The organism is Crenothrix sp. (assembly GCF_043729335.1).
Taxonomy (GTDB): Bacteria; Pseudomonadota; Gammaproteobacteria; order Methylococcales; family Methylomonadaceae; genus Crenothrix.
In genome coordinates this window covers 1-24153 of sequence record NZ_JAYTLQ010000002.1, presented here as the reverse complement: position 1 = coordinate 24153, position 24153 = coordinate 1, and the positions used below count along the sequence as shown (strand labels likewise).

The 24153-nt window shown below is 44.4% G+C and carries 21 protein-coding genes; 14 read left to right on the top strand and 7 right to left on the bottom strand.

The features are described from left to right. The first annotated feature begins 68 nt into the window (after positions 1-68). Genes ACHZC4_RS00690 through ACHZC4_RS00680 form a run of 3 tightly spaced genes read left to right on the top strand, consistent with a single transcriptional unit; the run spans position 69 to position 4199 of the window. On the top strand, positions 69-1085 hold the full coding sequence (locus ACHZC4_RS00690) for an ABC transporter permease (RefSeq protein ID WP_394751830.1): 1017 nt from the start codon (positions 69-71) through the stop codon (positions 1083-1085). Positions 1086-1143: 58 nt separating this feature from the next. After that, a complete protein-coding gene (locus ACHZC4_RS00685) occupies positions 1144-2847 on the top strand; it encodes an ABC transporter ATP-binding protein (protein WP_394752127.1) in 1704 nt (567 codons plus the stop codon). 26 nt (positions 2848-2873) lie between these two features. Further along, positions 2874-4199, top strand: a complete 1326-nt coding sequence (locus ACHZC4_RS00680) for an alginate export family protein (protein WP_394751829.1) — start codon at positions 2874-2876, stop codon at positions 4197-4199. A 70-nt stretch (positions 4200-4269) separates the two neighbouring features. Here the strand turns inward: ACHZC4_RS00680 and ACHZC4_RS00675 are convergent, their stop codons facing one another. Continuing rightward, entirely contained in the window at positions 4270-4608 is a 339-nt protein-coding gene (locus tag ACHZC4_RS00675; protein WP_394751828.1) for a cupin domain-containing protein, read from the bottom strand. 524 nt (positions 4609-5132) lie between these two features. Here ACHZC4_RS00675 and ACHZC4_RS00670 point away from each other — a divergent pair. The 4 genes from ACHZC4_RS00670 to ACHZC4_RS00655 all read left to right on the top strand — a co-directional run bounded on the left by ACHZC4_RS00670 (position 5133) and on the right by ACHZC4_RS00655 (position 8745). Continuing rightward, positions 5133-5951, top strand: a complete 819-nt coding sequence (locus ACHZC4_RS00670) for a calcium-binding protein (RefSeq protein WP_394751827.1) — start codon at positions 5133-5135, stop codon at positions 5949-5951. Between the two features lie 183 nt (positions 5952-6134). After that, a complete protein-coding gene (locus ACHZC4_RS00665; protein ID WP_394751825.1) occupies positions 6135-6809 on the top strand; it encodes an RNA polymerase sigma factor in 675 nt (224 codons plus the stop codon). After that, positions 6806-7510: an anti-sigma factor family protein gene (locus ACHZC4_RS00660; RefSeq protein WP_394751823.1), complete on the top strand. Its 705-nt coding sequence runs from the start codon at positions 6806-6808 to the stop codon at positions 7508-7510. Before ACHZC4_RS00665 ends, ACHZC4_RS00660 begins: the two co-directional genes overlap by 4 nt. Beyond that, positions 7507-8745, top strand: a complete 1239-nt coding sequence (locus ACHZC4_RS00655; protein ID WP_394751822.1) for a S8 family peptidase — start codon at positions 7507-7509, stop codon at positions 8743-8745. The genes ACHZC4_RS00660 and ACHZC4_RS00655 overlap by 4 nt, the downstream gene beginning before the upstream one ends. Positions 8746-8823: 78 nt before the next feature. Here ACHZC4_RS00655 and ACHZC4_RS00650 read toward each other — a convergent pair whose 3' ends face one another. Then, entirely contained in the window at positions 8824-9483 is a 660-nt protein-coding gene (locus ACHZC4_RS00650) for an SIMPL domain-containing protein (protein ID WP_394751821.1), read from the bottom strand. A 364-nt stretch (positions 9484-9847) separates the two neighbouring features. On the opposite strand from ACHZC4_RS00650, the gene ACHZC4_RS00645 reads away from it, so the two are divergent. From ACHZC4_RS00645 to ACHZC4_RS00625, 5 genes are all read left to right on the top strand, one after another. Beyond that, positions 9848-13318: an adenosylcobalamin-dependent ribonucleoside-diphosphate reductase gene (locus ACHZC4_RS00645; RefSeq protein ID WP_394751820.1), complete on the top strand. Its 3471-nt coding sequence runs from the start codon at positions 9848-9850 to the stop codon at positions 13316-13318. A gap of 34 nt (positions 13319-13352) precedes the next feature. Beyond that, entirely contained in the window at positions 13353-13814 is a 462-nt protein-coding gene (locus tag ACHZC4_RS00640; RefSeq protein WP_394751819.1) for a hypothetical protein, read from the top strand. A 136-nt stretch (positions 13815-13950) separates the two neighbouring features. Continuing rightward, a complete protein-coding gene (locus ACHZC4_RS00635) occupies positions 13951-14694 on the top strand; it encodes a DUF3800 domain-containing protein (RefSeq protein ID WP_394751818.1) in 744 nt (247 codons plus the stop codon). Positions 14695-14815: 121 nt separating this feature from the next. Continuing rightward, positions 14816-15097 (top strand): addiction module antidote protein, encoded by a 282-nt coding sequence (locus ACHZC4_RS00630; protein WP_394751816.1) that lies wholly within the window; start codon positions 14816-14818, stop codon positions 15095-15097. 115 nt (positions 15098-15212) lie between these two features. Next, complete coding sequence (locus ACHZC4_RS00625) at positions 15213-16454, top strand: hypothetical protein (protein WP_394751815.1); 1242 nt, start codon at positions 15213-15215, stop codon at positions 16452-16454. Between the two features lie 70 nt (positions 16455-16524). Here ACHZC4_RS00625 and ACHZC4_RS00620 read toward each other — a convergent pair whose 3' ends face one another. Next, positions 16525-16914, bottom strand: coding sequence for a hypothetical protein (locus ACHZC4_RS00620; protein WP_394751814.1), 390 nt, complete (start codon positions 16912-16914; stop codon positions 16525-16527). 194 nt (positions 16915-17108) lie between these two features. Next, positions 17109-17507, bottom strand: a complete 399-nt coding sequence (locus ACHZC4_RS00615) for a hypothetical protein (RefSeq protein ID WP_394751813.1) — start codon at positions 17505-17507, stop codon at positions 17109-17111. A 146-nt stretch (positions 17508-17653) separates the two neighbouring features. Here ACHZC4_RS00615 and ACHZC4_RS00610 point away from each other — a divergent pair, with 146 nt between their 5' ends. Both ACHZC4_RS00610 and ACHZC4_RS00605 read left to right on the top strand, forming a co-directional pair. After that, positions 17654-18352, top strand: a complete 699-nt coding sequence (locus tag ACHZC4_RS00610) for an NrdJb (protein ID WP_394751812.1) — start codon at positions 17654-17656, stop codon at positions 18350-18352. 300 nt (positions 18353-18652) lie between these two features. Continuing rightward, positions 18653-20188 carry a hypothetical protein gene (locus ACHZC4_RS00605; protein WP_394751811.1) on the top strand — a complete coding sequence of 512 codons (1536 nt, stop codon included), beginning with the start codon at positions 18653-18655 and terminating at the stop codon, positions 20186-20188. A 185-nt stretch (positions 20189-20373) separates the two neighbouring features. Here ACHZC4_RS00605 and ACHZC4_RS00600 read toward each other — a convergent pair whose 3' ends face one another. From ACHZC4_RS00600 to ACHZC4_RS00590, 3 genes are read right to left on the bottom strand one after another with little or no spacing between them, the layout of a single operon-like run. Then, on the bottom strand, positions 20374-21240 hold the full coding sequence (locus tag ACHZC4_RS00600; RefSeq protein WP_394751810.1) for a response regulator: 867 nt from the start codon (positions 21238-21240) through the stop codon (positions 20374-20376). Further along, positions 21237-23630, bottom strand: coding sequence for a response regulator (locus tag ACHZC4_RS00595; protein WP_394751809.1), 2394 nt, complete (start codon positions 23628-23630; stop codon positions 21237-21239). Before ACHZC4_RS00595 ends, ACHZC4_RS00600 begins: the two co-directional genes overlap by 4 nt. A gap of 12 nt (positions 23631-23642) precedes the next feature. After that, complete coding sequence (locus ACHZC4_RS00590; RefSeq protein WP_394751808.1) at positions 23643-24128, bottom strand: response regulator; 486 nt, start codon at positions 24126-24128, stop codon at positions 23643-23645. Positions 24129-24153 lie beyond the last annotated feature (25 nt).

The following is a 24153-nucleotide window of genomic DNA, read 5'->3' as shown; positions in this document are numbered from 1 at the left end:
CACCTCTTTTTAAAAAGAACTTAGCTATTAAAAAATAAACTGCCTTACACAAACAAGCAGGTAACACCATGAACAACAAACTCATACGATTTTTTAACATTACTGGGCTCACCTGGTTTATTCCGCTGGTAAAAATTATCGCCGGTGAAAACCCCACTCCACAAGTGCGTGAGTTATTTTTAATCATGGGCGTGCCCATTATCGCTTTTGCCCTATTTCTTGGACTTTGGAGTGTATCAGCCTCGCAGGTCAATACCAGCCTGGGTGCAATTCCTGGCCCCGCCGCTGTCTGGCATGAAGCAGGCGGCTTGCTGGATGAGCATTTTGCCGAGAGAAGCAAAGAGACTCAATACTACCAACGCCAGCAAGAACGCGATCAAAAAACACTGGCAGAAGATCCGGCTGCTGAAATTAAAGATCGCCCTTACAACGGCCAAGCGACTTACCTGGATAAAATTTTTACTAGCTTGTACACCGTATTCGCCGGTTTTATTATTGCAACTTTAGTGGCCGTACCTCTGGGCTTGGTGTGTGGTATGAGCCCCATCATTAATACCGCTATCAATCCTTTGATTCAAATTTTCAAGCCGGTATCACCGCTGGCTTGGTTGCCGATAGTCACTTTGGTGGTGAGTGCTATGTATGTCACTACCGACGACTCCTGGTTTGAAAAATCGTTCATCACCTCGGCCGTCACCGTTACTTTATGTTCGTTATGGCCTACCCTGATTAACACCGCCGTCGGTGTGTCATCGATTGATAAAGATTTAACCAACGTTGGCAAAGTACTGCGCCTTAACTGGATTACACAAGTCAGAAAAATCATCATTCCCTCCGCCATGCCGTATATTTTTACCGGCATGAGATTGTCGTTGGGCGTGGGCTGGATGGTATTGATTGCTGCCGAAATGCTGGCGCAAAATCCGGGCCTTGGCAAGTTCGTGTGGGACGAGTTTCAAAACGGCAGCTCCAATTCGCTAGGCCGCATCATGGTCGCGGTTTTTACCATCGGCTTCATCGGTTTTATTCTTGATCGCATCATGCTGTCGCTACAAAAAGTATTTTCTTTCGGCAAAGCCATTTAATCAGGAGCTAGCCATGAACGCCGTACCCCGTAAAGTAATCGATATAAAAGGCAAAACCATGCCAACCGCACCTTCAAATGATGCTTACCTGCCGTTACTTGAGCTGAAAAACATTTGCAAATCTTACGGCGAAGGTAGCAACAAAACCAGTATTTTAAAAGACATTAACCTGAGCATTCAGCAAGGTGAGTTTATTGCTATTGTTGGTTTTTCCGGCAGTGGTAAAACCACACTTATTTCCTTGATTGCCGGTTTGATTCAAGCCGACAGCGGCGAACTGTTAAAACAAAACCAGCCGATTACCGCGCCCGGCCCTGATCGTGGCGTGGTGTTCCAAAATTACTCATTGATGCCCTGGTTAACGGTGTATCAAAATGTAGCGTTGGCTGTTGATGAAATCTTTAAACATTGGACACCGGAACTGCGCAAAGCCCATACGCAACACTATGTGCGCATGGTTAACTTGGGTGCGGCGATGGATAAAAAACCCGCAGAACTGTCCGGTGGTATGCGCCAACGCGTTAACGTAGCAAGAGCTTTGGCCGCCAACCCTGATATATTACTGCTCGATGAGCCGCTCAGTGCGCTGGATGCTTTGACACGCGGCAATCTGCAAGATGAAATCCTGCAAATCTGGGAGCAAGAAAAGAAAACCGTCATCCTGATTACCAACGATGTCGATGAAGCCATTTATATGGCCGACCGCGTTATTCCGCTTAAGCCAGGCCCCAATGCCAGTTTTGGCCCGGAATTTATAATCAATATCGACCGCCCCCGTAACCGCACAGCCTTAAACCAAAACGAAACCTTCAAACGGATCCGTGCTGAAATCACCCAATATTTGATCGCTGTCGGGATGGCAAACACGCACGATGACCCTCAAAAAAATCTCTTTTTACCCAGCGTCAAACCCAATACCCATACTAAGTGGGAAGTGAAAAAATCACCGGTAAATTCGCAAATGGATATGCCGTATCCACGCTATTTGGAGTTTTCCAAGCTCTCCAAAATTTACCCCACACCTGATGGCAACAGCAGTGTCAAAGTGGTCGATGGTTTTGATTTGAAGATGAGAAAAGGCGAGTTTATTGCCATCATCGGCCATTCGGGTTGCGGTAAATCTACCGTGTTATCCATGACCGCTGGTTTAAACGACATCTCGGAAGGTGTGATTATTCTGGATAACAAAGAAGTCACTACCGCAGGCCCTGATCGCGGCGTGGTGTTTCAAGCGCCCAGCCTGTTTCCGTGGTTGACGGCTTTTGATAACGTCATGCTGGGTGTTGATAAAGTCTATCCCCATGCCACCAAGGATGAACGGAAGAAGATCGTTGAATACTATTTGACCCGCGTTGGCCTTGGCGATGCCTTACATAAAAAAGCCGCCGACATGTCTAATGGTATGAAGCAACGGGTAGGTATTGCCCGTGCCTTTGCGCTATCTCCCAAGCTGCTGTTACTGGATGAACCGTTTGGTATGCTCGATTCCTTGACGCGCTGGGAATTACAGGAAGTACTGATGGAAGTCTGGGAGCGTACCCATGTAACCGCCATTGTGGTCACCCATGATGTCGATGAAGCCATATTGCTGGCCGACCGCGTGGTGATGATGACCAACGGCCCGCACGCCAAAATCGGCAAAATACAGGAGATTGATTTACCTAGACCGCGCTCGCGCAAAGACCTGTTGTCGCACCCCGACTATTATAACTACAGGGAAAGTATACTAAGCTTTCTAACCGAATGTGACCATACCCACTAAGCCCGTTTATTTACAAGGAAATCACTATGTCCAAGCTATTATTGAATCTGCCAGTCTCGATAGCCGCATTGTCGCTGTCTTTAGCCAGCAGCCCACTGCAAGCAAAAAATGCTACACAAGAAGTAGAAGATGCCCTCAATTTTTACCACTACGGCAAAAACGGCGCGGTAAAATTTGATTTGAATACCCGTTGGGAAAATGTCAATCAAGGCGCAGGTCCCAGAAATCCAATAACCGGCTTGCCAGTGCAAACGGCCAACGCGTTTACTTCCCGCTTACGGGCAGGTTTGTTGTCACCCACATTTTATGGCTTTCAGGGTTATGCCGAATACGAAGGCAATCTGGCTATGGTGGAAGATTTTAATAGCACACGTAACGGGCTTGGCAAGTATTCCACTATCGCCGATCCCCAGCAAAGTGAGCTTAACCAGTTATGGATCAGCTATAACGGCATCCCTGACACCATCATCAAAGGCGGTAGACAACGCATAAAACTGGATGATGACCGCTTTATTGGTAACGTCGGCTGGCGGCAAATGGAAACGACTTTTGACTCGGTATTATTGACTCACAATAATCAACAATTGTTTGGTCTGGTAGTCAATGCCGGTTATATCGGTAATATACAAACCTTTACCGGCACGACAGAAAATATCGAAGCGCCGTTTTTGAACGTCAATTATAAAATGGGTGACTATGGTAATGTCATTGGTTATGGCTACTGGCTGGATTATACTGAAACTGAGAACTATGAAAAATCCAGCCAGACTTACGGTTTACGAGCCACTTGTTGCGTTAAACCGCTAGATTCCATCAAAATCAGTGAAAACTTCGGGCTGGCTTATACCGCAGAATGGGGTTACCAAAGTGATTACGGACACGGCCAAACCCCGTATGAAGCGCACCGCTACAATTTTATGGGGGGGATTAGTGCGTACAACGTAATGTTCCAAGGCGCTGTGGAGCAATTGAATGGCTCTGGTGCAAACCGGCATTTTGATACGCCGCTAGGCACTAACCATGCCTTCCAAGGCTGGGCGGATTTATTTTTGGTCACGCCTAACAACGGTATCCGCGATGTGTTTGGTACGGTCATGGTACCTTTTCTACGCGGCGATTTGGTGGCTACCGGTACGTATCATAGTTTCTCGGATGATACCGGACAACTGGATTACGGCGATGAATGGGATTTCCAGCTGACGCAAAAATTTGGCAAGCATTATTCGTTGCTGGCTAAATATGCTTATTACAATGGTGGCGCTAACCCCGCTTACAACAACCCGGTTACCGGTTTGCCTGCACCAAGTGCAGATACGCAAAAGATTTGGTTATCGGCTAATATTAGCTTTTAACTTGGCACGTACACCACAAAGACAACAGGCTGGATAATGCCATAGGCAAATCCAGCCCTATCTCAATGACTTACAACTTCAATGCTTTTTTAATGGCCAGCTTAACGCGAACATAGGCTTGAGTCAGCGCATTACCCTCCAACTTATAATGCTTATGCAACGGCTGTTTAACTTCCCAGCTACCTGATAGACCCGCAGGAAAAGTCACTAAATCACCTTTACCAAAGCTTACCGGTGTTCCGCCTGTCGGTGTAATCACACATTCACCGGCTAAAATATAAGCGATTTCCTGTTCTGGAAAGTCCCACGGGAATACAGAAATTTCTTTTTCCCACGTTTCCCATTTAGTGACGCCCAATGTATCTAAGTGGGCTTGAGCTGGATTTTTTTCGACGATAATTTGGTTCATGTGAGCTTCTTAATAAAAAAATAACGAACGGCTATTTTAGCCTATGGTGATTGGATTGATACATAAAGTTCACCTCTGCCCAGCATAAGCTTTAAGTCAACCCAGCTATCCCGCCTAATTTTATAGCTTCAACTACGATTTTTTCTGAGAAGAAATTCCCCACAAAGCCTGTTCAAAAACAAGAGCGAAGGGCTGTGTTCAGGGTTAAAACATATTTTTAGAAAATGACAATCTTAATGAATCTGCTTTCAGAATCTCGACCAACAACATTGAATTTATGGAATCTATTTTACTCCCCAAAAATAATTTAAAAATAATTTGAACCTTCCTTGTGCTCAATAGAAATAACGTTACGAGGGCAATAAAAACACTGCCCTACAAGATTCCGGCAACATAGCCGGATACTTTAAGTTAACTCTATGAGGGCCATTACCATGAAAAATTTACTAAAAAAAATCGCTACCGTACAACACAGCGATACTAATTTAGACCGCCAATTTAATGAATGCAACAGGAGAACAGCCATGAAATTACCACAATCCATCATTCTTATAAGCGCCGTTGCCTTGTGCTTGCCATTAAGTGTTAATGCAGGGGAAGCAAAACGCGTTAATGGAAACGTCGTTGAATACAATGACGGGCTGTTTGTCGATAATAATGCTAACAGCGCTAACGATGTGACCGTGGGGTTTGATAGCAATCACCATTTCATTGTGAAAGATGGTGGCGACGTTGTTAAAGTTGGCGTGGGATGTATCGTTATCAATGCACACACGGCAGATTGTGGGGCGAATGGTGTTGCTAAAGTAAAAATGGATTTGGCAGGTGGTAATGATAGAGCCGAACCTCGGTCAGAAAACTCCTTGGTTAAGCTCGAAATAAATGGCGGCGAGGGCAAGGATACGCTCAGTGGTGGCCGTGGCAATGATAGGCTCAATGGCGGTGGTGGCAATGATACGCTCAATGGCGGCGGTGGCAATGATATTATCAACGGTGATTTTGGCAACGACACGATGCGCGGCGACTTAGGCAATGACAGTCTCGATGGTGGCTTCGGTAGTGATAACATCAGGGGTGGTGAGGGTGATGATACTCTAAAAGGCGGCCCCGATAATGATACTCTTAGAGGTGAAAATGGTGTTGACATATTGCGCGGCGAATTCGGCAACGATTTCCTTATCGGCGGGGATGGTAAAGACAAGATGTTCGGTGATTTTGGTGACGACAAACTGAAGGCTGATGATGGTTTTAACGACACGGTGGATTGTGGGGCAGGCAGTGACCAAGCTGATATCGATGATGGTTTACGCGACGACACCAGTAATTGCGAGTCTACTAGTTGATATGGATGGGTATCGCTGATACCTAACTTAGCTAACCCTCCTAAAAAGCTGAGTTAACTCGTAAAGAGTTAACTCAGTATTGTTGTTAGCACTTGTTTTTAATAAATAAAATTAATCGATAAAAAGGTTTTTTGTTTTAGGTATAGAATACGCGAACTCAATTTTTCCGTACAGGGAGCGGCGATGGTTCGTATTACCGGACAAAAAAAAGACAATAATGAGTTACCCGTAAGCGGCGAAGCCTATGAAGCGTTATTGATGCAACGTATTGCCAACAAGGATCGTGAAGCCTTTGAAAGCCTGTACTACGACTACACGCCGCGTATTGGAAGTTTTATGATGAAAATGCTAAAAAGCCCTGAATTGGTCGATGAAGCGATTAATGAAGTCATGATGACAGTTTGGCAAAATGCCGAACGCTTCGACCCAACTTTGGGTAAGCTATCAACCTGGCTGTTTGGGATTGCCCATAACAAGGCACTTAAAGTGCTGGAACGACAGCGGCGGCACTGGCGGGAACAAGCTGCCGAAACAGAGTATGAAGAACTGGGTGAAAATGAATCGGAGGAAATAAGTATGGAATCGGCAACCGATAATCCCGATAATCCCGAACGCACGGTGCTGGGTTGGGAGTTGGGGGAAATTCTGCTGTGGGCAATGGATCGTCTATCACCCGAACACCGAATAGTACTTGAACTGGCGTTTACAGAAAATTATGCTTACCAGGATATTGCTCTGATTACTGATTGCCCGGTTAATACCGTTAAAACACGTATGTTCCATGCCCGAAAAAAACTGGCTGAATTGCTGACAAAACGAGGTTATTCGCCTTATGCCTTGCAGGATGGACAACCATGAAACCCTCAAATAATAAAGAACACGATGCGGTAATCGAATTACTGTCCTGGTATGCAAAAGGGTTGCTAAATCCAGCAGAGCAAGAACGTGTATCCCAGCATCTTTCAACGTGCACAGATTGCCAACAAGAACTCGTACTGTATCGACAACTTGCCAGTGCAACCTTAAATAGCAGCAAACCAGCTTGGAAGCCATCTGCCGCCCAGTTCTCCACTATTATGCAAAACATAGATGCACTGGAAGCAAATACAGCCGCAGCAGCGCCAACAAAAACCACAAAGGCCACCAAAACACCTGGACTGTTTGCAAAATTTTCGACTTGGCTGAAAACCATACCCCGCCCGGTATTTTGGATTATGTCTATGGAAACGCTGGCAATAGCGGCTTTAGTTATGTTGGTAGTGGCTCGGTTGCCAGCGCAACTGTCGGGAGGACAGCTGTTCGAAACGCTATCTAATGAACACCAACCCGTTAGCGCAATGCTGCCACGCCTGCATATTGTTTTTAACGAAAATATCACCGAACACGAAATCCGCATGCTGTTACAAGCACAGCAACTCCAGTTAGTGGAAGGGCCTTCCATGCTGGGCGTATATACCTTGCAACTGGCTACTGGTGGAACCCAGGAACAGCAACAAGCCATTACCAATCTGCGCACTCATGCTAAAGTTAAACTGGTTGAAGGCATTACCAAAAAATGAAAGCTTATAGATTTTCAGGTTTGTTGGCCGTCCTGTTGGCAAGCACTGGTTGCAGCAATTTGTCCCCACAACTCGCCAGCATAGCAGGTACACCCAAGCAGTTTGAATCGCGCCAGATTATTGTTACCCTTTCTGAAAACGTACGCAGCCAATGGCAAGCCATTCATGAGGACATTCTCGATCGTTACGATGTACAAGCGACTGGCAAATTTCCCTTGAAATCCATACAGGTCAATTGCCTGGTTTACCGGGTTTCTGACATGGTGGACATAGATGAAGTCAAACGCCGCCTCAGCGCAGATCCTCGCATAGATATCGTGCAATCCAACCAAGTTTTTGATGGCTTACTGGATGGCAACACAAAAGCTTACGGGGAGTTATCTTATGGCCCGAAGATGATCCATGCCGACTTAATTCACAGCAAGGTAACCGGTAAAGGTATAACCATCGCCGTTATTGATACTGGTGCCGACCCGGAACACCCTGACCTGAAAGGCCATGTAATCGCGGGCGAAAACTTTGTTGAAGGTGGAAACGCCTCTTTCGCGAAAGATAAACACGGAACCGCGATTGCCGGCGTCATTGGAGCTCGCGAAAGTAATGGTATTGGTATCGACGGTATTGCCCCCGATGCCAAAATTGATGTCTACAAAGCCTGTTGGTATGCGGACAGCAGTAAAGACAAAGCTTTATGCAGCAGCTGGACGCTGGCCAAAGCCATCGACGCAGCAATCCTGAAGGGTAGCCGAATTATTAACCTCAGCCTTGGCGGGGCGGAAGATGCTCTGCTAAAAAAGCTGCTGATAACGGCCAATCAAAGCCATATCATAGTCGTTGCTGCCGCCCTGGAAAATAAACCTGAACCTGGTTTTCCGGCGTCACTGGATTTTGTTATTCCGGTTATTTCAGTTGATCCACAAGGTAATACCTCACACCCTTCCTGGCTAAGCAATCTGGAAGTTATCGCTGCACCGGGCATTGAAGTGTTGACGACTACACCGAGTAATAGCTATGACTTCCTGTCCGGCAGCTCACTGGCAGCGGCGCATGTTAGTGGTGTCGCTGCCCTGTTGTTACAGTATCACCCTCAACTTGAACCGGTTGCAGTTAAGTCCGCATTGATGCACTCAAGAATAACTCCAGGCGCTCATCAGTCTGCAAGCAGCAAGTCTCCGACATTAATTAATGCTTGCCGCGCCTTAGCGTCTCTGGGAGCGGAGGTTAATTGTCCATAGTGAGCGTCCAGCAACAATTTCCCTTGCTGGACCGCTTTCAATAACTCCAGCAAAAGTTTAACGCGCAATAAATTTTACCTACTCAATTCCAAAAACAATATCCACATTCACCGAAACCTCTTGTTCGCCCACTTGCACCGGCGTCGATGGGGCACTGCTTTTCATCATAAAAGCGCCATCAGCGTAAGGTACAGGCGCAGGCGATGTACCAGAACCTTCGTTAATCTGCATCGCACGCCCCAAATTGACACCCGCCAACTTGGCGTACTGCTGAGCTTTGGCTTTTGCATCCTGGTAAGCTTTCTCACGCGCCTGTACTAACGCCTCGGTAGAATTTTCCACCGCAAAAGTCATGCCCTGCACACGCGTTGCATTACCGCCCGCCTGCACTGCCGTATCGATAACCGCGCCGGCTTTATCGACATCCCGCACGCATACCACCAGCTGATGACTCAATTGATACCCGACAATCTTATTGCCGTCTGCGTACTCCGGCGACAGCGACACATAACTGGTCTGTATATCTTTTTCGGCAACGCCCATATTTTTTACCGCATCAATCACTGCCGACATTGTTTTTGCAGCTTGCTCCCTGGCCGCTTTTGCGGTTTTAGTATGTACTTCTACGGCCAAATTAATATCTGCCTTGTCAGGTCGCACAGAAATTCGTCCTTGACCACTCACATGGATAGAGTTGGGGCGGTGATGCTCATTACCTTCAGAATGTGCAGCAGACATAAAGCTAACTCCTATAAGAACAGCGGTAAAAAAACGTGAGCGAGAATAATTCATCATAAAACCTGACCTTTTAGCCAAAGAAAATTTAAAGTGCATCATAAATGATATTTCCTGAATGTACGCTTAATTGAGTTATCGCAGCGATAACCCGTGTTATCAGGGAGGTTAAATTCGCAGCAAAATCGAGCGAAACTTTAACTTATTGATCGCACGATGAAATTTGAAAAACCACAATAACACTATATATTGTGGAAAATAAATATTTAAACTACTACATATTGACAAAAAATCATTATCCGCCTAGACTTGCCTAATCCACTTCTCCCTTATTTCATCTCACCACATCCTGCCTGGAGGATTAATCATGACCGCACAACTCCACCTCATTCCCAATGCTGTTACCGAAATTGCTTTCCAAGATGCCTCTATGGATATTTGGGACACCAAATACCGCTTAAAATCTAAAGACGGTACAGCGCTAGATGCCGATATTGATGAAACCTACCAACGTGTCGCCAAAGCGCTATCCCAAGTGGAAAAAGGCAAAGCCAACCAGGAGAAATATTACAAAGAGTTCTTGTGGGCGTTGCGTCAAGGTGTGATTCCAGCCGGACGCATTATTTCCAATGCCGGTGCGCTGGAGCATAAGCCATCCACATCTACGATTAACTGTACGGTGTCGGGCATTATTGCTGATTCTATGGACGATATTCTCGCCAAGGTGCATGAGGCGGGGCTTACGTTAAAGGCGGGATGTGTTGCACCCAATACACTGGTTTGCACTGAACAAGGTTATGTAAGCGCACAGCAAGCGGTCACCGAGCAGCATCAACAAATTTTAAGTTACGACCGCGATACTCAACGCTTTGAAATGCGGCCGATCTTAAAGCACATGACCATCGTCGTTCCGACTGATGAAAACATTGAGATAGGCTCGCACTTAGGTACGCTGACGACATCCATCAAGCATCCGGTACTTGTTTACAGGGATGACAAATTGCAATACGTGCGTGCCGATGACATTAACAACACCGATGCGCTGGTGCATTACCAATTGCCTTGGCAAGCAGACCATTCATCCGCATTACCGGCCTGGTTTGCCGGTGCGCATTTGGGCGATGGCTCCGCCTACGAAAAACACATCACTTACGCGCCAACACGGACACAATGGCAAACTAAAGCCACTGCCTACGGCAAACGCCTAATTTTTAAGATACGTGCCGCAGAGCGTGAAGTGGTAGAGCGTTACGCGCAGTTTTTTCAGCAATTTTATGCGTGCCAAGCGCAGGTTGTTGCCACCACCACACCCAACAACACACCGGTCTGGGATTTTACCGTGGCCAGCTTTAAGGCCAGTGCCGCCAGCGAACTGTTTGATCACCAAACTGGCAAAAAAAGCCACACACTAAAAGTACCGCAATGGATTAAACAAAATCCTGATAAACATTTTTTACCTTTTCTGGCAGGGCTTATAGATACTGACGGTACGGTCTCTACCGAACGTGGCAGTGCTATTTTAAGCTGCCAAAGTGCGGTTTTTGCCGATGAGATCCAAAGCCTGTTGGCGTTGTTTGGTGTTCATGGCGCTATCACAAAAAGACAAGAACGCTCACATATCTATAACGGCCATGTCATCAAAGACTGTGGCGGCTATTGCCTTAAAATATCGGATTCCAGTTTTTTGCTGAAATTGTCTGCTTTTATGGCCGATAGCGGCAAAATTAAGCGCATTAAAGACCATCAGTCGCAATCCGGCCAGTACGACCATTACGTGATGACATCCACACTGCGCACAGCGCTGGAAAATTGTTCGACCGGACTCAACCATACCGAAAAACAACGCTTGGGCTTTTATCACGGCAAGCATCAGCAAGCCACGGTTAGCCGTGTATACCTTGATAAATGGGCGGCACAATTTCCACAGTTGGCAGTGCAGCTTAATTTTGTGCGCCAACTGCGCCCGTTAACCAGTGTCCGGCGCAATCTGGATATGGGCGAAACCTTTTATGATTTTACCGTGGATACCCATAACAATTATTTAGCAGGCAATAACGGGCTGGCGGTAATTCATAATTGCGGAATCGGGTATGAATTTTCCACGCTCAGACCTAAGGATGCCTATGTGTCCGGTGCGGGTGCATATACATCAGGGCCGTTGTCATTTATGGATATTTACGACAAGATGTGTTTTACGGTGTCGTCCGCCGGTGGCCGCCGTGGCGCACAAATGGCTACCTTTGATGTTGGCCATCCCGATGTGGTGGAATTTATCCGCGCCAAACGCGAGAATGGCCGTTTGCGTCAATTCAACCTGTCGTTGTTAATTACCACCGAGTTTATGGATGCGGTTAAAAACGATGCACCGTGGCCGTTGTCGTTTCCGGTTAATGAACGGGAAGTGCAGCAAGATCAGCTAGATTTAAATGATACATCAAGCATTATCTGGCGCGATCTGGCCAATAAAGATGGCTATGTGGTCAATACCGCCGGTTTGGTGGCCTGCCGCATCAGTAAGACGATTCCAGCACGGCGCTTGTGGGACATCATCATGAGCTCCACTTATGATTATGCTGAACCTGGATTTATTCTGATCGACAAAGTTAACGAAATGAATAACAACTGGTTTTGCGAGAATATTAGAGCTACGAATCCTTGCGGAGAACAGCCGTTGCCACCCTATGGCAGTTGCTTACTAGGCTCAATCAACCTCACCCGCTTTGTTAAAAAACCCTTTACCAAAGAAGCCTCCTTTGATTGGGAAACCTACCGTAAAACCATCCGTATCTTTACGCGTATGCTGGATAACGTGGTGGAAATTAACGGCCTACCGTTAGAAAAACAACGTGAAGAAATAACCAGCAAGCGCCGTCATGGCATGGGATATTTGGGTTTGGGCTCTACCGTTACCATGCTCGGTATGAAATACGGCGACGATAACTCGTTGCAGTTTACCGAAGAAGTCACCAAAGTAATGGCAATAGAAGGCTGGAAAACGGCGCTGACCCTGGCCAAAGAAAAAGGCCCAGCACCGATTATGGAACAAGTCTTCACGGTAACGGGTGAAATGCTACACAAGCGCCCGGAAATGTTGGCGGATGGCTATAAGATCGGCGATTCGATCACCGGCAAAGTATTAATGGCCAAATACAGCCGTTACATGCAGCAAGTGGCTAAAGAAGAACCTGAACTGGTCGCTGAATTGATTGAAACTGGCGCACGTTTTACCCATCACAGTTCGATTGCGCCTACCGGCACTATTTCGCTGTCGTTGGCCAATAATGCCAGTAATGGCATCGAACCGAGTTTTGCGCACCATTATTCGCGTAATGTGATCCGTTCCGGTAAAAAGTCCAAGGAAAAGGTCGATGTGTATTCGTTTGAGCTGTTGGCGTACCGCACGCTGGTTAACGCCAATGCCATGCCGTATAGCGAGGAAGCTGGCCAAAAATTGCCGGATTATTTTATCGCTGCTGATGATGTTACGCCCAAGCAGCATGTGGATATTCAGGCGGCGGCGCAAAAATGGATTGATTCGTCTATCTCTAAAACCGCTAATGTGCCGACTGATTTCCCGTATGAAGATTTCAAGAACATTTACCAATACGCTTATGAACAAGGCTTAAAAGGCTGCACGACGTTCCGGTTTAATCCTGAAGTGTTTCAGGGCGTGTTGGTAAAGGAATCAGATTTGGAAAATACCGTGTATCAATTTACTTTGGAAGATGGCTCAATGGTTGAGTTTAAAGGTAATGATGATGTGGAGTATGACGGTGAGATTCACAGTGCGGCGAATTTATTTGATGCGTTGAAGGAAGGATATTATGGTAAGTTCTGATCTTTTAATGGCTCACTAAACTTGCACACATATTATGAAAATTAACTTTACCATAAAAGAATACCGTTCCATGCTTGAGGCTATGCAAATTGCTGATTGGGTTTTGCATGCGCATGATATGGAGCCTAGAACCGATACCAAAAACTTTGATCAATTGTTCCAAAAAGTGTTAGCACTTGCAGATGAAATGGGCTGTGAAGAGTTAGTGGAATTTGATGAAGAGGATAAAGAATATCATCCAACTATCGAGTTAGAATCAGCTGTTGAAGAATTTGTTGAGGAATTTGAAAGCCATACTTTTTGGGAAGAGTTGGTTTCTAGGTTATCTGAAAGGGATGTGCTTAAAAAAGCCAAGATGACTGAGTTGCTGGAGATTGAAACAAAAGAGCGTATTTCGTTGTTTTCGGAAGCAGAAGAAAAATGGACAGAGGAGATTAGTAACTTTGGTTTGGACAGGATTTGTGTGGATGAGACTGTGGGTAAGGTTATTCATTGATCATATACTGCGTTATACAGGGATGTTTTTAGGACGGTGGATTTTTTTGGTGCGTTAAGAAAGGGTATTAACAGGAAGTTTTGATTTTTACTATGCCAAAACAACACAAGAAATTTAATGCGTGCTAACAGGCAACATGAATAACATTTTTTCGGACTATATCGTTTATGTTGACGAAAGTGGCGATCACGGTTTAAAAACAATAGACCCAAATTATCCTGTATTTGTATTGGTGTTTTGCATTTTCAAAAAAGATGACTACATCAATACAGCCGTACCAGAATTACAAAGATTTAAACTCAAACATTTTGGGCACGATCAAGTTATCTTGCATGAAACAGATATTCGCAAAGATCGCGGCGATTTTGCTTTCTTGAAAAGCAAAATAGAAAAAACAGCTTTTTTGGATGAGTTAACTACCATTGTTCAAAAAACGCCGTTTGTTTTAATCAGCACGGTTATTAAAAAAGAGCTTTATCGTCAGCGATACAATACACCAGAAAATCCTTATCATATTGCTTTGCGATATGGTTTAGAACGTGTTTTTTATTATCTGTCAGAACTACATGCAACATTAGGCAGCACGCATGTTGTGGTTGAAAAACGCGGGCGAGTAGAAGATGATGAATTGGAACTCGAATTTCGTCGAGTGTGTGACGGATTTAACTATCCACAGCAGCCATTGCCTTTCGAACTGGTGTTTGCGGATAAGAAAAGTAATTCAACGGGCTTGCAACTCGCAGATTTAGTAGCTAGGCCCATTGGCTTGCATGTGCTCAAACCAGAACAGGCCAACAGAGCTTTTACAATTATTGATGATAAATTTTACCGAAACGGTAAGGGCAATAGAAACGGCTACGGATTAAAGTGTTTCCCGTAGAAAACAAAAAGCCCCGATGATTCCACCGAGGCTTTTTGTCGACCGAGAATCCCCAATCCTTGTGTGTATTATCTGTTATTTATGCAAAAAGTCAAGCCGAAGGCATTGAGCAGGTGAAAGCATGGTTAAAATTAGTACCGTAAATTATGACCCCGCAGATTACCTCACTACACCGGAGGCTGTGCGTGAGTATTTACAAGCGGCATTGGAAGAAGGTGATGTGAATTATTTTCTGCAAGCTCTGGCTGATGCGGCACGTAGCAAAGGGATGGCGCAAACTGTTGAATCATCGGATTTAGAGGACATAAACTTGTTTAAATCTCTTTGTACCGATAAACACCCGCAATTTGAAACGGTTTTTAAGGTGCTTGCCGCTTTGGATATGCGGTTGCATGTGGCGTAGTACGACCAGTTTTTAATGTGTTTTATAAGTTGTTGGTTAAATAAAAATCCCCAGCAATCTGCTTAATAATTGAATTTGCAGCCCTTTTATAATGTATCTCCACAAGGAATTTTAGATGAAACCACAGTGGGACTCTCAAATCGAGATTCTTAATAATGCTCTAGCAATATGGGAACAAAATCAGCCAGATATGCCTTCTACCTTCACATATCAGGGCACACCACTAACTACCAACGATTTAGATAAATCTTTGAGAGAAATGATTGGCATTGTTCAGAGTGTTGCAAGCTGCGACGATATCGATCCAATGCTATTTGTTGTTCACCAACAAAGTATTATCAATATTTTCCCGCAAATTCAGCAAGCAATAAACAACTTGATGTCCAATCCTCAAGTTTATTTAGAGCAATTAATTAGTTTTATCTGGTCAGTTCACTCGTCAATCGTATGGCTTATCCCACCAAACTTAAAGCAACAATCTTATAAATGGACAACACAAACCGCAGCAATAGGAAAAATGGAGTCTACAGAAGCATTACTAAAACGGTTAACAGACTCTGTAGCTATTATTAATAACTCAAATAACATAGCTAATCAATCAGATGAAACAGTCCGAAACCTGCTAACAAAAATTGAAGGATATGAACGAGAAGCGGCAAACGCAAAAACAAATGCCGAAACTAGCTCATCTCAAGCATTATTAAATAAAGAAGCAATTCAGAATTTACTTTCTGATCTTGAGATTGGAAAAAATCAACAGCAAGAATTACTCGCTAAAATTAATTTGTTATCTGAAGATGCACAATTAGTGCGGGAAGGAAATTTAAAAGCTGGATTGGCGGCATCATTTGGTTCTCGTAGAACTGCGCTTGAAAGAAGTCAAACTTATTGGGTTAGAGCTTTTTTTATTGGAATAACCCTTTTAATTTTAGGAGCTCTTTTAACAACGACAGATTATCTAAAACTGCAACCACTAATTAATGAAAATGGGCTTGTAGATGCTTGGGGCATTTTAGCAAGAGTATTAATAACAGGGCCGGCAGTCTGGTTTACTTGGTTCGTAGCTAGACAATATGGAAACACAATGAGATTAATTGAAGATTACGCATTTAAAGAAGCATCTGCCCTTGCTTTCATTGGTTATAGAAGAGAAATGGAAGGTGATGAAGACATGATTAAATTACTCAGAGAAACAGCGATTAAAAACTTTGGTTCACCACCGACAAGAATGCTGGCTATTTCAGAGCCATCATCACCATTGCATGAATTAGTTGATAAAGCACTTCATAATAAAGGTGGCTTAGAAAAGATTACCGAGTTAATTAAATCGTTAATGCCAAACGGTACTTCAAAATAATTATTTGAACCTCAAACCTAATAAAGCGCCAATTTAAGAAGCCCACGTTGACCCCAACAAAACCAAAACACTATTGCTTCACGCCAGAAAACACATTGCCGGTAAATACATTCCCTGGTTTCCAACCGATACCAGAAATACTGTCCTTACCTTTGCTGACCCAGGCATCAATTTGCCGCTGCTGGCTATTGGCATTAATGCTACCGGTTATATGGCAATCTGATTGCAATTTCAATGTACCTGTAAGACGAACTGAATCAGCAAAATCAGGCAAATAACAAAAAGATGAGCTAGCTATAACTCCCTTGCTGGACATAATAAGTGTACAACGGGAAATAGAATTAAGCACTGTGTATATGCGCCAAGTGCCGGCAAAATCAGCGCCGGTACAGGTAGCTGCAAGGCTAACCGTAGGTAAAGTAATGAGGGCAAGACTGGTTAATAAAGCGGTTATTTTCATGATCTTTCACCTCAGGTCGTGATAAAAATGAGACTTAACGTAGCGTTCCAGAAAAGTATAGCTCTTGGCACATAATAAGATGACATCATTTTCAGAGTCATCAAAAAACAAAAACCCCGACCGATAGGCAAGGGTTATTCGAAAAAAATACTAATTTTTAATGGCTGCGCAATAACGCAGATTGCCATTCAATATTACTTAGCGGGTACGCTATCAAAATAATAATGTTCGCCGTAAGTACCTTTTAATACTAGGTTTTTATCATCAACAGACACTAAAGAAAAATGATCACCGCCTGCACGGCCTACATAAGGAACTAACAATTTGCCATTTTCTATAACATACGTTACCGCCGGTTGATCATAATGCTTGCCACCCATCGGAATATTCAAGATAACAATTTTGCCATCTTTCATGACCCAGGTATCTTCGCGTTTGATCATTTGTTTGCTGGTAGCACTGCTTTTGGTGTACTGCAACTTCCAATTACCTTCAAGCTGTTCTTTAGAAGTCAGTTCAATATCAGCGTAACCAATACTTGTAAAAACAGACATAGCCAATACAATGGAGGCCAAAATTATTTTTTTCATCATTTTTATCTCTTTAAAATTAAATAATTGCTCAAAATTGTACGCTTAGTCTTAAAAGAACCCTATTTAAATTTTGCCGACAAGACTTAATAAGCACTGACACGAGATAACCTTATTTTTAATTATTTACCCGCTATGGATTTACAATCATGACATTTAAAATAGAAAAAAAAATCACCAGCTACAAAGTATTGTCTACCGAAGACAAAGCCGCAGCCGTGCAATCGGCTAATGATGCCAAAATCAACAACCTGGAAAGCATGCATGAAAATGTCACGCGCCCGGAAATTCTGTTTGGCTCAACTTACAAGATAAAAACCCCGCAATCGGAACATGCGCTGTATATCACCATTAACGACATGATCCTGAATATGGGTACAGAACACGAAGAACGCCGTCCGTATGAGGTGTTTATCAATTCTAAAAATATGGAGCATTTCCAATGGGTTTTAGCATTAACACGAGTTATTTCGGCAGTATTTCGTAAAGGCGGCGATGCCACTTTTTTAGTGGAAGAATTAAAGGCGGTATTTGATCCCAGAGGCGGTTATTTCAAAAAAGGTGGTGTGTTCATGCCGTCTTTAGTCGCTGAAATCGGTTGTGCGATTGAATCGCACATGAAGCAAATCGGTATGCTAAAGGACACCGAACTGGACGATCATCAAAAACAGTTTCTGGCCGCCAAACGCCGCGAATTTGAATCACTGCATAACGACACCTCATCGCTTGATGAAAACGGGGCTTTTCCCGCCAAAGCGTTATTGTGCGGCAAATGCCAGACTAAAGCGCTGGTATTAATGGATGGATGCATGACTTGCCTTAACTGCGGCGACAGTAAGTGCGGCTAATACTCCCTGGATAATTCAACAACTACATGCTCCTTCCGCTTTGAAGGAGCGTACTTGGCTGAATTTATATAATGCGGTTATTAGTTGGCATGGTGGGATTGAGATACACGTTAATCTCATCCTGAATACCCTCCATACGTGGATTTACAGCAACTTTTATGTGGTAAAAAAGTCACATCGATTGACAAGATCATTCTTTTACCGCTAGTCTTGTCCCTCTCTCAGTATTGTTTATATTTTGGTACCTAAAAGATGTTTAGATGTTGCCCTGTTGCTATATCGCGCCCACTTCCGTTTGCTATGAATGACATGGACTTTTTAAGGTGGCTTAAATCGTTAACGCTAGACGATAATGCAAAGGGCTGCGAACAGCTTTTACATATCCTGCTCACCTTGAACAAAACCCCGGTAGTAGGAAAAACCAAACTACTGATATTGAACAAATTGACACCTGTGCTTTTTCAATTAACAGCACGCATTACCTCACAACCTAGCATTAACCCAAACCTCCAACCCTTTGAAGATGAAAATACGGTCTTCGAATATTCTATCTGGGCATGTGCCGAATTGGCAAACGGCTATAAATTAATCAGCTTGGAAGATTCTTTTAAAAAGAACACCTATTACTCACAGCAACAAAAATTGCTGCTTATTAGCCATGGTCTACAAGCACTAGGTCGCGCCTTACTGTATATGAGCCAGCTTTACAGCCAGCCTTTTGCTACTTTTTGGTCAGATTGTTTTCATTTTTATAGACTCGCTCACCACAATGGAACCATGGGCCACAGTAGCGATACCATTGCTACGGCTTTCAAACACATCCTGGTGTTTTATTTGAGTCGGCCTAATCAGTTTTCGCCACAAGAAATGCGCGTTGTTTACACCCTGCTCGGCCAATACAGCGCCTATGCCAAACTACTGAAAAATGTGCCCGAAAAAAAGTTTAAAGGCATCCCTTATATTCACTTGAGAAGCGACGCACCGCCCAGCACTCTTGTTGATGTTATCGATAAAGATGATCCCTATGTTCTGCATGTGGCGACCGCTGAAGTGGCAAGCCAAGTGCTGGATGCCGCTTACGATAAGGAGTTACAACACCCGTATACCGATCAACTCATGTTGTTGCGGCTGGCCAAAACCCTCACTTCAAACTGCGAACGTAAGCACACGCGCACAAAAGTTAACGACCCGTGCCTTGCGGTCACTAATTTTGATCATTTAATAGAGTATTTGCAAAAACAAGAATTGGATGACGACTATAGCCATAATCCAAAGGGCTATTTGGATTTTAAAGGCACAGGGGCGCTGCACAAAATAAGCGCAAGCCTGGGTTCCAGTTTTGGTAGAAAGTCAATCAATCCCGACGAAACATCAACCATTTGGAGCTCTGCGGCGCAAAATGCAGCCGATACACGGGTCAATTTAATTGACAAAAGTAAGAATGGCTTTGGCTTGGTATGGTCTAGCAAGCGTGTTAAGCCTAAAGTCGGCAATATCATTGGTTTACAACAAAAAATCCTGGAAATCGGCTTTATTCGCTGGCTGTCTCAATCCGAAGAAACCGACATCATACTGGGGGTTGAGCTGGTTGGCATCAATGCCCAAGCCATAAAAATTTCTAATCCTGGGCATCCTGACACAGAAATCGATGCGATTTATCTGCCCAAAGAAGAGGCCAGCCAACAAGCAGAAAGTGTGCTGCTATTAAACAATGGCTTTTCCCCTGACGAATATATTTTTATTAAAAAAGAACATAAAAGCAGCCGCTACCGACAAATGAAGCAATTGCATTCGACAGCATTTTTGAACCGTTATCAAATCGTCGAAGCACACTAGTACTCAGTCAATCTTATTTTGTCAGTCAGATATTTTAAAAAACCGTTCGTACCCAAAGGGCATAAATGGTGAGCCATTCGGCAGACCCATGAGAGCCTTGTCGAACCATGAACCACAAGTCCTTCGACAGGCTCAGGACGAACGGAGTATTTTATAGTACTCGACATTATAAAGCTGACTGAGTACTAGGCTTTAATCTTGCTTTTATCTGAAGGCATTTCCTCGTTACTGAGAATAGAGGTAGTAATGTCTTTGCCAATTCCACAGTAGCCAGAAAAGCGGCCGGATAAATCGAACATGGGTTCGCCGCTTACCATGATGTATTGCCGTGTGCCGTTAGGCGTTGCACGGCTGTAAACGAAATCCAAAAACGGTTGTCTGGCGGCCAGCTTGGCATCGAGTATTTCCCGCTCGGCCTTATTCCAAAATACCCCTTCAGCCGGTTTTGCTTTGCCTGATGCCGCATCTATTTGCACCCCTAGCATGTCAAGCACCGGGCCATAAACATGGGTAAAGTAGCCGTCTTTGTCTTGCTCCCAATACCAATCAGATGACAATTCGGCCAGCCGGCGAAAACGTGCTTCGCTTATTCTTAGGTCTGTGGTGCGCTCCTGCACCGCTTGTTCCAGCATTTTGTTGTGCTGTTCCAGCTTTCTGTACAACAACCGCACTTCCAGCATATTATAAATACGGGTTTTTACTTCAACCATATCAAACGGCTTGGTGACAAAATCTTTAGCACCGGCACCCAGTGCTTGCAGTTTATGATTGGGTTCTGCGGTAATGACCAGTACCGGAAGATAGCGCTTTGTTTCAAGCTCCTTTAGGCCTTCCATCACCTGAAAACCATCCATGCCGGGCATTTTCAAATCCAGCAAAATTAAAGCGTAATGATTTTTTTGATGCAGCTGGTAAACTTCAGTAGGGTCTGTGGTGCTGGCAATACAGCTATAACCTGCATCCCGGAGCATTTCCTCAAGTAAGAGTACATTAGAGTGCTGATCGTCAACAATCAGAATACTGGCGTTAAAAATGTCTTGTTTGTTGATCATTGTAAGTATCCGCTTTCATTGTGTTCGATAAGTCCCATTTCGGAAAACTCCAGGGCATGGTTTAAGGTCGTTATAAAATCATTAATATTAAGGGGTTTAGTGAGATAGCGAAAGAAGCCGCTTTCCAGTCCTTTTTCAATATCATGCGCCATGGCATGGGCACTGAGCGCGATAACCGGAATATGTGCCGTTACCGGATCCTGGCGCAATATGTTAAGGGTCTTAATGCCATTCATGCCGGGCATATTAATGTCCATTAAAATCACATCCGGAAGCTGGCTGCGGGCAATCTCTATGCCTACCGTACTGTTGCGTGCGCTTAACATCTTTATGCGTGGATAATCGGCAATAATGTGTTCAACCAATAACAGGTTGGCGGCATTATCTTCTACATACAGCAGCGTACGTTGTGGTAACTCTTCAGCTGGGGGCGCAAGCTGTGCAGCCATTATATCGTCATCCGTAAAACAGGGCACAACGTCCTGATTCAGTTCAACCCAAAATTCGCTGCCCATGCCCACCGTGCTTTCTACCCCAATAGCGCCTTCCATCAGTTCTACCAGTGTTTTGGTGACGACCAAGCCAATACCCGTGCCTTCTTTAGTGCTGTTTTCTTGCCCCAGCCGATTGAACGGTTCAAACAAATGCGCCAAGTTTTTGGGGGATAATCCCTGTCCGGTGTCTTTAATACTAATGCGTATACGCCCTGCATTGCTTAAGGTACATTTTACGTCAACTTTGCCTTGTGGGCGGTTGTATTTTATGGCATTAGAAAGCAAATTGATTAAAATTTGCTTTAAACGGGTTCGATCCGCATAGACAACTCCAAGATTATCGAAGCACGTAAAATTGAGTTGAATACTATGCTCTTGCGCTAAGGGTGCGATCATATTATGGCATTCAACTAACACGTCGTTTAGCGACACCGGTTCTTGCGACAACGACAACTTACCCGATTCCACCAGCGCCAAGTCCAGCACTTCGTTAATCAGTTCCAGTAAATACCAACCGGCTTTAAGGACCTGCTCTAATCTTATTTTTTGCGAAGCCGTGGGCGGTGGATCACTGGCTTCCATTAATTGGGCAAAGCCCAAAATAGCATTAAGCGGGGTGCGCAGTTCGTGGCTCATTCGGGATAGAAATTCCGATTTGGCCAGATTGGCTTTTTCAGCGACAGACTTGGCTTCCATTAATTCCAATTCTGCCCGCTTGTGCTCGGTAATATCCTGAATTACGCCAATGCTGTGAACCGCTTTACCCGCCTTATCTGTTACCATACACGCCTTTGCGGTTACCCAGCAGATACTGCCATCTTTACGCACATAGCGCTTTTCGTTTTTATACAGTGGCGCAGCACCTTTTAGGAACGGCTTTAGCAGTTCGATATCGTGTATCAAGTCTTCAGGGTAGGTTAAATTAGTAACTTTCATGCCCACTAGCTCTTCGTTTGAATAGCCGGTAATCTGGGACATTTTTTCATTGGCGTTAATTACCGCACCGTCAGGATTGACATACACGATACCCGCCGGTGCCAACTCAAAGGATAAGGAGTGCAGTTGCTCGGTAAAATGCCGCCTTTCTTCGTTAATCCGGCACTCGGTAATGTCTGCCACAATGCCAAAATGCCGCCACGCATGATCGTTGACATCGTATTCAGCTTGGCCACGGTGCGCCAGCCATCTTAAAGTCCCGTCTGGATACAAGATACGAAATTCGTGTAAAAAAAGTGTCCGCTGAGTAATGGATTTATTAAAATGGTGCCAAAAACCATCATGGTCATCCGGATGAATAAGCGCGGTGAAGCTATTGTGGCTGAGAACAAGATTATCGGGATTCAAGCCATATAATGGATAAGCCTCATCAGACCACCAGTAATTACCTTTGGACAAATTCCAGTCATAAACCCCCATTTGTCCACACCTTAAAGCAATAGATAAGCGTTCCCTTTCAATGCGTAACAGCTCTTTTGCCTGTATGTTATCCACCAGCATGGCGTAACGTTCTATAGCATTGCTTACGGCTCGTGTCAGGCTTTGCGGACTACCCCAGTTTTTACCTATGTAATCTTGCGCGCCTGCCTGAATGAGCCTGGAGCCGTCCTTATTATTTGATCCGGTAATAACCAGCACCGGACAGCACGGGATTTCAGAGTCTTTGCACAATTTCGCCAAGATTTCATCGGCATTCATATCCGGCAGATGATAATCAAGCAGCACGCAATCGTAGGGTTCATCCTGTTTTTCAAGAATTTTTCGCAAGCCTTCCTCACCCATTTCTGCCTCGGTAAAATAATAGCGCTGCTCCGAGCCACATAACAGATTTTGGCGAATATCGGCCCGATCATTCGGATTATCGTCGATTAACAGAATGCTTAGGGGTTTAGTATTCATTTTTTTTTACCTTTATTCGGGCAGCACCGCAACGCTGGTTAACCAATAGTTAAAAATCTGTTTTAACACCTGCAAATGCTCAAGATACTTTACCGGTTTAACATGGTAGGCGTTGGCACCGTGGGCGTAGCAAAAATTCAGATCACTAGGGTTGCTGGATGTGCTGAATACGATAAGCGGCAGACCACACAGCGCGGCATCTTGTTGAATTTCTTTTAACGCATCCCGGCCATCACTTTTGGGCATGTTCAAATCCATCAGTACAAAAGCCGGACGTTTGCTGTGCTGGTTAATGGTTTCGCGCAACATCACCAGGCATTCATCACCGGAGCTGGCGCGTTGAATTTTATTATGGATGCCATTAAGATCCGCCGCTTCCATAACCGTTTCAAAGTCTTCATCGCAGTCTTCAACAACCAAAATAGGGTAGTCCCTACAAATCAATGCAGGTGTTAATTTGTAGGGATTTTTGACATAGTGCAGTGATAAAAACTGCACTGAAACCCCATGACCCTGAAATTAT